Raw genomic sequence first — 8989 nt, forward strand, 5'->3', positions numbered from 1 at the left:
GACCCGCCGCCGGGTCCGGCCGGCCACCGCCGCGCGGACCGCCGCGAGCCGCCCCCGCAACGCGTCGACCAGGGCCTCCGCCCGATCCGGCACCCGGGCCGCCGCGCCCACCGCCAGGATCGTGTCCAGCACGTCCGCCAGGGTGTACGGGTCGAGCGACAGCACCTCGGCGCGGCAGCCGAGGTGGTCGACGGCGTCCGCGACGCGGCCCGACGGCAGCGCGCAGACCCGGCACAGGTCCTGGGTGAGGATCAGGTCCGGGTCCAGCCCGGCCAGTGCGCCGGCGTGCAGGGTGTACAGGTCCGACCCGGCGGCGAGCTGGCCCTTGACGTACGCGTCGATCTCTCCGGGGCTCATGTCCCGGGTGTCCCGGCCGCCCACCACGATCGTGGTGCCGGCCCGGTACGCGGGCGGCACCGTGCACTCGAAGGTGACCCCGACCAGCTCGTCGCCGAGCCCCAGGGCGTAGATGATCTCGGTGGCCGAGGGGAGCAGGGAGACCAGGCGCATGCCGCCATCCTGCCCGCCTTCCGCAGTTCCCCGATCCCCAGGTCCACGCCGGGGCCCGGAGTTAGTCTGGGGCGGCGCCCGAGGCGGTGCGGACGCTTCCGTCGTCGCGGCCCGCCCGGCGTCGGTGCCGGCGGCGTGACGACCCTCTCCCGGGAGGCGGTGCGGTGTCCGATCCGATCGAGACGTTCTTCGCGCAGCTCGCCCGGCGGGCGCCCGAGCGGCTGCTGAGCCGCACCGCCGGCATGATCCGGTTCGAGCTGGAGGAGGACGGTGGCGTCGACGTCTGGCACCTGACCATCTCCCACGGCCGGATCGCGGTGGACCGCCGGGCGCGGGACGCCGACACGGTGATCCGGACCCGGCGGGACTTCTTCCTCCGGATGGCCCGCGGTGAGGCCAAGCCGCTCACCGCCTGGCTGCGCAACGACCTCACCGCCGAGGGGCACTTCCGGTTCGTGGTCCTGCTGGAGCGGCTCTTCCCGGCGCCGCCCGGGGCGCGGGACCCGCGGGCCCTCACCGGTGGGCGCGGGGAGCCGGGATGAAGCCGGACCTGGTCCGCGTGCTGGACGGCAACGTCTTCGTGCTCAGCGAGGACAACGGCGACATCGAGGCGAACGTGGCCAACCCGTGCGGCTTCTTCGACTTCGACACCCGGTTCCTGTCGGTGTGGCGGCTCACCCTGGACGGCGACCGGCTCCACCCGCTCTCCATCGCCGAGCGGGACCACCTCCACCTGCGGTTCTTCCTCGTGCCGGGCAGACCGACGCACTACGTGGACGCCAAGTCGTCGGTCATCCGGGAGCGGACGATCACCGGCGGTGTCTTCGAGGAACGGTTGACGGTGCTCAACCACGACCACGTGCCGGTGGAGTACACCGTACGGCTCGACGTGGGCAGCGACTTCTCCCCGATCCTGGGCGTGACCGAGGAGCGCCGGCCGCCGGGGCGGTTTTACCAGCGGTTCGAGGAGCGCGGCCTGCGCCTGGGCTATCAGCGGGAGAGGTTCCGGCGGGAGACGCTGGTGACCAGCAGCGAACCGGTGCGGGCGGACGAGCAGGGTCTGACCTGGACGGTGCGGCTGGCGCCCAAGCAGGCCTGGACGACGACGGTGCGGGTGCAGGCGCAGGTGCTGCGGCCGGACGGCGTGGACGTCCGCGACCGGTTGGAGCGGCGGCCCCGGGCCGGTGCCGGCGAACGGCAGCAGGACCTGGCGAACTGGCTGTCCCGGACGCCGCAGCTCAGCTGCGACTGGGAGGCGCTGACCGACGTCTACCGGCGCAGCCTGGTGGACCTGGCGGCCCTGCGCTACTCGCCGCTGACCCTGCCCGACCAGGTGATGCCCGCCGCCGGCCTGCCCTGGGCGGCGACCATCACCGGCCGGGACAGCATCCTGACCAGCTTCATGGCGCTGCCCGTCGCGTCCGAGCTCGCGTCGGCCACGGTGCGGATGCTCGGCATAGACCAGGGCTCGGTGCTCGACGACTTCCGGGACGAGGAGCCCGGCAAGATCCTCCGCGAGTTCCGCTACGGGGAGATGGTGGCCTTCGAGGAGCGCCCGGAGTCCCCGTACTACGGCAGCGCCGACGCCACCCCGCTGTATGTGATCCTGCTCGACGAGTACGAGCGGTGGACCGGCGACGTCGACCTGGTGCGGGAGTTCGAGGACGAGGCCCGTGCGGCGCTGCGCTGGATCGACGAGTACGGCGACCTGCTTGGTGACGGCTATGTCCGGTACCAGCGACGCAACGAGCGCTCCGGAGTGGCGAACCAGGGCTGGAAGGACTCGCCGGAGGCGATCTGCTCCGCCGACGGACGGCTGCCCGGCCCGCCCCTGGCCACCTGCGAACTCCAGGGGTACGCGTACGACGCGAAGATGCGCGGCGCGCGGATGGCCCGGGAGTTCTGGGGTGACCCGGCGTACGCCGACCGGCTGGAGCGGGAGGCGGCGGCGCTGCGGGAGCGCTTCGACCGGGACTTCTGGATCGCCGACCGGGGCTACTACGCGCTGGCCCTGGACGGCGACGGCCGGCAGGTCGACGCGCTGGCGTCCAACATGGGCCACCTGCTGTGGAGCGGCATCGTCCCGGCGGAGCGGGCCGCGCAGGTGGCCGCCCACCTGGTCGGGCCCCGGCTCTTCTCCGGTTGGGGGATCCGCAGCCTGGCCACCGAACAGGAGCGCTACAATCCGATCGGCTACCACGTCGGCTCGGTGTGGCCGTTCGACAACGCGTTGATCACCTGGGGCCTTCGCCGGTACGGCTTCTCGGCGGAGGCGGGGCGGGTCGCCGAGGCCATCGTGGACGCCTCCCGGTACTTCCACGGCCAGCTGCCCGAGGCGTTCGCCGGCTATCCCCGCGAGCTGACCGAGTATCCGGTGCGCTACCCGACCGCGAACAGCCCGCAGGCGATGGCGACGGCCGCCCCCTTCCTGCTGCTGCGCGCCCTGCTCGGGCTGGAGGCGGTCGGCGAGCACCTGCTGATGGCGCCGCGGGTGCCGGCACGGTTCGGCCGGGTGGAACTGCTCGACGTGCCGGGCCGGTGGGGCCGGCGGGACGTCATCGGCAGCGGGCTGGCCCACGCCGGCCCCTGACCGCCCTCGCGCCGGCCCTCTCCCCTTGCCAGCACGGCCGGCCCGCTTAGACTCTCCTGACTCCGCCGAGTCCCCCCGGGCGGTGTGCCGGGGCGGTTGTCGGCGCCCGTCCTGGTCAGCGCGCTGACCTCCGCTCCGGAGAGCCGATGAAGAGCCGTACCGCCGCTGCCGTGGTCGCGATCTGCGCCACCGCCGCCCTCACCGCCTGCGGTGACGACGACCCCGCCCCGAAGGGCGACCAGGTCCCGGTGACCGCCACCGACACCAGTTGTGAGGTCGCCACCACCCTTTTCAACCCGGGCGCCGTCACCTTCACGGTGACCAACCGGGGGCAGCAGGCCACCGGGGTGTACCTCTACGGCCGGGAGGACGCCGGGTTCACCAAGGTGGTCGCCGAGGCGGCGGACGTCGCGCCGGGGAAGACCGGCGACCTGCGCGCCACCCTCGCCACCGGGCAGTACGAGGTCGCCTGCAGGCCCGGCCGGCAGGGTGACGGCGTGCGGATCCGGATCACCGTCTCCGACGACGGCACCGTGGCCAGCGCCGCGGCCGAGACGGCGTACGACCGGGAGGTCGCCGTCGAGCTGACGGCGGCGGGGATCACCGGCGCCGAAGGGCTGATCGCCGAGCCCGGCGAGAAGATCGCGTTCCGGGTGACGAACAAGACCACCGGCGCCCGGACGCTGTACGTGCTCAACCCGGACGCCAAGCCGGCCGCCGAGATCAAGGTGGAGCCGAACGGCAAGGCGGAGGCGGTCGTGGCGCTCGGCGGCGCCGGTAACTGGACGCTGAAGGCCCAGGGCGAGGGCGTCGCCCCGGTCAACAGACAGTTCGTCGTGCGCTGACCGGTGAGCCCCGCCACCCGGTGGGGGCAACGGGTTAGCGGCGTGTCCCGGGCGGTCTAGGGTTCGCCCGGGGCCGCCCGCCCCGCCGCCGGCCGCACCGGCCCGGCGCCCGACCCGCCCACCGGGAGGACCCCCGCCCATGCGCGCCACCGTGATCCACGGCCCGAACGACATCCGGGTCGAGGAGGTGCCGGACGCCGCCGTCCGCACCCCCACCGACGCCGTCGTCCGCGTCGTGCTGGCCTGCATCTGCGGCAGCGACCTGTGGGCGTACCGCGGGGTGGCGCAGCGGCAGCCGGGGCAGCGCATCGGGCACGAGTTCCTCGGCGTGGTCGAGGAGGTCGGCGGCGGCAGCGCCGGGGTGGACATCGGGCAGCTGTTCGACCGCAACGTGGCCCTCGCCGGCGGCGTCGCGCCGGCCCGGGCGTACCTCCCGGAACTGCTGGCCGACGTGCTGGCCGGCACCATCGACCCGTCGCCGGTCTTCGACCGGTCGGTGACCCTCGACGGGGTGCCGGACGGCTACCGGGCGATGGACGAGCGGACCGCGCTGAAGGTGCGCATCACCTGCTGAGCCGGCGTGCCGCGGCCGGCCACGGCACGGGGCGGTGTCACCCCTGGTGAACGGCCTGGCTCGTGCCGTACGGTGCTCGCCGTGACCGCGCACGATCTTGTTCCGCCCGGCCCGGTGGCCGTGCTCGCCAACCCGACCGCCGGCCGGGGACGCCACCGTGGCCTGCTGCCCCGGCTGCTGGAACGGTTGGGTGGCGCGGGCCGGCCGGTCGAGCTGCTGCGGGCGCGTACCCCGGAGGAGGCGGAGGCGGCGTGCCACGCCGCCGTCGCCGGCGGCGCCGGGGCGCTGGTCGCCGTGGGCGGGGACGGCACGGTGCACCGGGCGTTGCAGGCGGTCGCCGGCACGGGGGTGCCGTTCGGTCCGGTCCCCGCCGGCACCGGCAACGACTTCGCCGTGGACACCGGCTTCCCGACCGACCCCCTCGCCGCGGTCGAGGTGATCGCCGGCGCGCTGCGCGCCGGCCGGACCCGCCCGGTCGACCTGGCCCGGCTGACCACCCCCGGCGGCGGCGACCGCTGGTACGGCGCCGTGCTGGCCGCCGGTTTCGACGCGATCGTCAACGAGCGGGCCAACCGGATGCGCTGGCCCCGCGGCCCGCGCCGCTACGACCTGGCCATCCTCGTCGAGCTGGCCCGGCTGCGGCCGCGTCGCTACCGGCTGTGCCTCGACGGCGTGGAGCAGGAGGTGGACGCGGTGCTGGTGGCGGTCGGCAACGCGGCCAGCTACGGCGGCGGCATGCGGATCTGTCCCGACGCCGACCCGAACGACGGCCTGCTGGACGTGGTGGTGGGCGGCCGCTTCAACCGGCGCACACTGATGCGGGTCAAGCCCCGCATCTACCAGGGCACCCACGTCACCCATCCGTTGGTGCGCAGCTACCGGGCCCGCACCGTCGAACTGGACGCCGAGGGCATCACCACGTACGTCGACGGGGAGCGGGCGTTCGACCTCCCGGTGCGGGTCAGCGCGGTGCCGGCGGCGGTGCGGCTGCTGCGCTGACCAGCGCGGCGCCCTCGACGCCCGGCACGGCGGGCGGCGGCGCGGCGGCGGGCTGCCGGAGCACCCGCGGCGGGGTACGCGGCGCGGGCGGCGCGGCCTTCTCCTCCGGCTCGACCGGCAGGCCGAGGGCGGCCTCGGAGCCGAGCCGGCGGCGCAGCGTGTTCAGCGCCCGGGAGGTCTGGCTCTTCACGGTGCCCGGGGAGATCTCCAGCATCGCGGCGGTCTGCGCCTCGGACATGTCCTCGTAGAAGCGGAGCACCAGTACGGCCCGCTGCCGGGCCGGGAGCGCCTGGAGGTGGCGCCACAGGGCGTCCCGGTCGAGCTGCTGCGCGATCTCGTCGACGCCGGCCCGCTCGGGCAGCACCTCGGTCGGGCGTTCCCCGTGCCACCGGCGGCGCCACCAGCTGGTCGAGGTGTTGACCAGGACCCGGCGCGCGTACGGCTCGAGGGCGTCGATCCCGCCGAGCCGCTTCCAGGCCAGGTAGGTCTTGGTCAGCGCGGTCTGGAGCAGGTCCTCGGCCGTCGCCCAGTCACCGGCCAGCAGGTACGCGGTGCGCAGCAGGGCACCGGAGCGGGCCGCGACGAACTCGCGGAACTCCTCCTCCAGCGGGTCCCTGTTCGCCACGCTCACCTCCGCACCCGGTCCTGCCTGGCAGGCTCCCACGCCGGACGGGGTCGGGTCGACGGCAAATGGTGCGCAGTTCCTCCGATGTTCGGACGAAAAGTTTCAGGCGCCGTCGTCGGCCTTCGCCTCGTCGGCCTCCTTGCCCAACCGGGCCTCGACGGCCTGCGGCTCGTACATCTCTTCGACGACGCGCAGGTAGAGCTCGTTCGGGTTGGGCAGGTTCTTGATCTCGCGGAGCGCCTGCTCCTGGCCGGCCGACTCGAGCACGAAGGTGCCGTAGTTGAGCGCGCGGCCGGTCGGGGTCTGCTCGTACTTCATGTCGGTGACGCGGACCAGCGGCATCATGGCCACCCGCCGGGTGATGATTCCGTTGACCACCATGACCCGCTTGTTGGTGAGGATGAAGCGGTCGTACCACCAGTCGGCGACCCGCCAGGCCACCCAGCCCATCACGGCGAACCAGAGCAGCACCGCGACGGTGGTCAGCGCCCCGACGTCGCGCCCGGCGAGGAAGCCGGAGAGGTAGCCGAGCACGAAGGTCGCCGCGATGCCGACGACGATCGGGGTGGAGAGGTGGATCCAGTGCCGCTTCCACTCGCCGCGGTAACGCTCCGTGGGGAAGAGGTAACGCGCGACCAGCGAGCTGGGCTCGTCCTCCAGCGGCAGCACCCGGCGGGGGGCCATGCCGGAGGCGTCGGCGCGCAGGCCGGCCAGTTCGTCCTCGGAGATCTGCGGATTCTGGTAGGCGGCCTCCGGGTCGCGGATCCAGGCGCGGCCGGACCGCCCCTCCCCGGCGAACCCCGGCCCGTCGCCGAAGGCGGCGTCGTCCGAAAGGGAGGGACCACCGCCGTAGCCGGAACCGGAGCCGTAACCCGGGCCCTCGTCGGGGTCGATCCGTGGGATCGGCTCGGTGTCGCGCTCCCGGCGCTCCCGGTCGGGATCGTCGGGGTCGAAGGGTGGACCGGCGGGGCTTCCCATCGGTGGCTAGGCGACCAGGTTGGTGAAGAAGTCGCCGAAGCCCTGCGCGATGTCCATGATGCCGCCACCGAGAGACTTGAACACGTCGGCGGCGGAGTTCGGCCGGTAGGCGACGAAGAAGATCAAGAATGCGATGCCGGCCCAGGTGAGGACCTTCTTGACCATAGCGGGCCATCCTCTCGCGCGGAGCCGGGTCCGTTTACCGCAGCGGCACCCAGAGTATCAGCATGGTGTCGTACAGTGAATATCTGCGTCTGTTCTCCGACTCGCCGGTGCCGGCCGGTCAGGCCCGCCCGTGCAGGTACGGAGATGGTGCGCCGTACACGAGTTCGGGCGGTGTCCACTCGGTGAGGTCGTGCAGCACGACTTCTTCCGCGAGGAGGTGACCCGCACTCGCCGGCCAGGCTATCGCATGGAGCCACATTCCCCGAGCCTCGCCGGCGTACGCGCTTCGATCCGTCGGCGAATTCACAAGCCACAGTGGAGTGGGATGGCCTCCCACCCGGATCTTGGCGTGCGGCACCCGCTCGGGATGACCAGGGCCGGGATCGGAGAGCGCCTCCGCCACCTCGGGCCCCGGATCGGGGCCGGGCAGGCCGGCGAGGCGGGAGCCGAGCCCGACACCCGGCTCCTCGGCGACGAAGAGCAGGTCGGCCGGTCCACCGTCGAGCGGCGCCGGGCCGGCGCAGGCCACCGCGGTGGCGCGCACCCCGGACCGGTCGTCCCCCACCCAGGCCACCCCGGTCAGCGTCCAGCCGGTGGGCAGCGGCCACGGGCACCAGAGCGGGACCCCCGGCTGCCCGGCCGGATCAGCCTCGGCGGCCACCCGCTCCACCACACTCGCCATGATCTCGGCACCGATGTGCTCCGGCACGTGCAGGGGCGGCACCGGACCGCAGCGCAGGCACCGGTATTCACCGTGCATCAGGTCCGGCTCCCGGACCGGGCCCGCGCACCTGGGACAGCTCACCGCGACACTCACCACCTCACCGTCGCCCCGGACCGGCGAGCCGTCAAGCGGAGCGGCCGGATCGGTCACTCCGGAGGCGGTCCGGCGTACGCCCGGATCCAGGCGTGCATGGCGATCCCGCTGGCCACGCCGGCGTTGATCGAGCGGGTGGAGCCGTACTGGGCGATCGAGAAGAGCTGGTCGCAGGCGCCCCGCGCGACCTCGGAGAGCCCCGGCCCCTCCTGGCCGAAGAGCAGCACGCAGCGCCTCGGCAGGGTGCCGGTCTCCAGCGGCTTGGAGCCGGGCAGGTTGTCGATGCCGACCACCGGCAGCCGCTCCCCCGCCGCCCAGGCCACGAACTCCTCGATCGTCGGGTGGTGCCGGACGTGCTGGTAGCGGTCGGTCACCATGGCGCCCCGCCGGTTCCACCGCCGTCGCCCCACGATGTGCACCTCGGCGGCGAGGAAGGCGTTGGCGTTGCGCACCACCGTGCCGATGTTGAAGTCGTGCTGCCAGTTCTCGACGGCCACGTGGAAGTCGTGCCGGCGCCGGTCCAGGTCGGCCACCACGGCCTCGCGCCGCCAGTAGCGGTAGCGGTCCACCACGTTGCGCCGGTCGCCCTGGGCGAGCAGCTCCGGGTCGTAGCGCGGGTCGTCCGGCGGGTCGCCGGGCCAGGGCCCCACACCCACGTCGAGCTGGTCGTCGGTCACGGTCTGAAGAGGGTACGGCCCGGAGCGCCGCCGGTCCGGCCGGCCCGGCTCAGCGGAGGTCCAGCGCGCCGGCGAGCCGGTCGAGGAAGCGCCGGTCGGCGGGGCTCGGCGCGGTCCCGCCGGCCCGGCACACCCGGGCCGCCACCGACTCCACCCACTGCCGGTACGCCGCCGAGTCGGCCGGGTCGGCGCGGCGCCGGAGCACCCGT

General features: G+C 74.0%; 11 protein-coding genes. 5 read left to right on the forward strand and 6 right to left on the reverse strand.

Translation table 11 applies throughout. The features are described from left to right. Window positions 1-510: ABC transporter substrate-binding protein (locus B0E53_RS29345; RefSeq protein ID WP_146167807.1), on the reverse strand; the 510-nt coding region annotated here is incomplete at its 3' end. 164 nt (window positions 511-674) lie between these two features. Between B0E53_RS29345 and B0E53_RS29350 the strand changes: the two genes are divergently transcribed. The 5 genes from B0E53_RS29350 (at window position 675) to B0E53_RS29370 (ending at window position 5518) form a co-directional block, all read left to right on the forward strand. Beyond that, window positions 675-1052 carry an SCP2 sterol-binding domain-containing protein gene (locus B0E53_RS29350; protein WP_168215443.1) on the forward strand — a complete coding sequence of 126 codons (378 nt, stop codon included), beginning with the start codon at window positions 675-677 and terminating at the stop codon, window positions 1050-1052. Continuing rightward, window positions 1049-3100, forward strand: a complete 2052-nt coding sequence (locus B0E53_RS29355) for a glycogen debranching N-terminal domain-containing protein (RefSeq protein WP_107078975.1) — start codon at window positions 1049-1051, stop codon at window positions 3098-3100. The genes B0E53_RS29350 and B0E53_RS29355 overlap by 4 nt, the downstream gene beginning before the upstream one ends. 146 nt (window positions 3101-3246) lie before the next feature. After that, a complete protein-coding gene (locus B0E53_RS29360) occupies window positions 3247-3945 on the forward strand; it encodes a hypothetical protein (protein WP_107078976.1) in 699 nt (232 codons plus the stop codon). Between the two features lie 139 nt (window positions 3946-4084). Next, a complete protein-coding gene (locus B0E53_RS29365; protein ID WP_107078977.1) occupies window positions 4085-4519 on the forward strand; it encodes an alcohol dehydrogenase catalytic domain-containing protein in 435 nt (144 codons plus the stop codon). A 72-nt stretch (window positions 4520-4591) separates the two neighbouring features. Continuing rightward, entirely contained in the window at window positions 4592-5518 is a 927-nt protein-coding gene (locus B0E53_RS29370) for a diacylglycerol kinase (RefSeq protein ID WP_107078978.1), read from the forward strand. On the opposite strand, the gene B0E53_RS29375 is transcribed toward B0E53_RS29370, so the two are convergent. From B0E53_RS29375 to B0E53_RS29390, 5 genes are all read right to left on the reverse strand, one after another. Beyond that, the gene (locus B0E53_RS29375) at window positions 5481-6143 is read right to left on the reverse strand and encodes a SigE family RNA polymerase sigma factor (protein ID WP_246835658.1); all 663 of its coding nucleotides are present in this window, start codon (window positions 6141-6143) and stop codon (window positions 5481-5483) included. The two genes, B0E53_RS29370 and B0E53_RS29375, sit on opposite strands and share 38 nt — an antisense overlap. A 102-nt stretch (window positions 6144-6245) precedes the next feature. Next, window positions 6246-7121: a PH domain-containing protein gene (locus B0E53_RS29380; RefSeq protein ID WP_107078979.1), complete on the reverse strand. Its 876-nt coding sequence runs from the start codon at window positions 7119-7121 to the stop codon at window positions 6246-6248. A 6-nt stretch (window positions 7122-7127) separates the two neighbouring features. Further along, complete coding sequence (locus B0E53_RS38000) at window positions 7128-7286, reverse strand: hypothetical protein (RefSeq protein ID WP_013283898.1); 159 nt, start codon at window positions 7284-7286, stop codon at window positions 7128-7130. Between the two features lie 118 nt (window positions 7287-7404). Further along, a complete protein-coding gene (locus B0E53_RS29385; RefSeq protein ID WP_348639680.1) occupies window positions 7405-8160 on the reverse strand; it encodes a TFIIB-type zinc ribbon-containing protein in 756 nt (251 codons plus the stop codon). Further along, window positions 8157-8780, reverse strand: coding sequence for an RNA methyltransferase (locus B0E53_RS29390; protein WP_107078980.1), 624 nt, complete (start codon window positions 8778-8780; stop codon window positions 8157-8159). The genes B0E53_RS29385 and B0E53_RS29390 overlap by 4 nt, the downstream gene beginning before the upstream one ends. Window positions 8781-8989 lie beyond the last annotated feature (209 nt).

Source organism: Micromonospora sp. MH33, from assembly GCF_003013775.1.
Taxonomy (GTDB): Bacteria; Actinomycetota; Actinomycetes; order Mycobacteriales; family Micromonosporaceae; genus Micromonospora; species Micromonospora fulviviridis.

Excerpts from the sequence above, each read along its gene's own strand:
- B0E53_RS29355 (WP_107078975.1), top strand. The coding sequence starts at position 1,049 with ATGAAGCCGGACCTGGTCCGCGTGCTGGACGGCAACGTCTTCGTGCTC.
- B0E53_RS29360 (WP_107078976.1), top strand. The coding sequence starts at position 3,247 with ATGAAGAGCCGTACCGCCGCTGCCGTGGTCGCGATCTGCGCCACCGCC.
- B0E53_RS29365 (WP_107078977.1), top strand. The coding sequence starts at position 4,085 with ATGCGCGCCACCGTGATCCACGGCCCGAACGACATCCGGGTCGAGGAG.
- B0E53_RS29380 (WP_107078979.1), bottom strand. The coding sequence starts at position 7,121 with ATGGGAAGCCCCGCCGGTCCACCCTTCGACCCCGACGATCCCGACCGG.
- B0E53_RS38000 (WP_013283898.1), bottom strand. The coding sequence starts at position 7,286 with ATGGTCAAGAAGGTCCTCACCTGGGCCGGCATCGCATTCTTGATCTTC.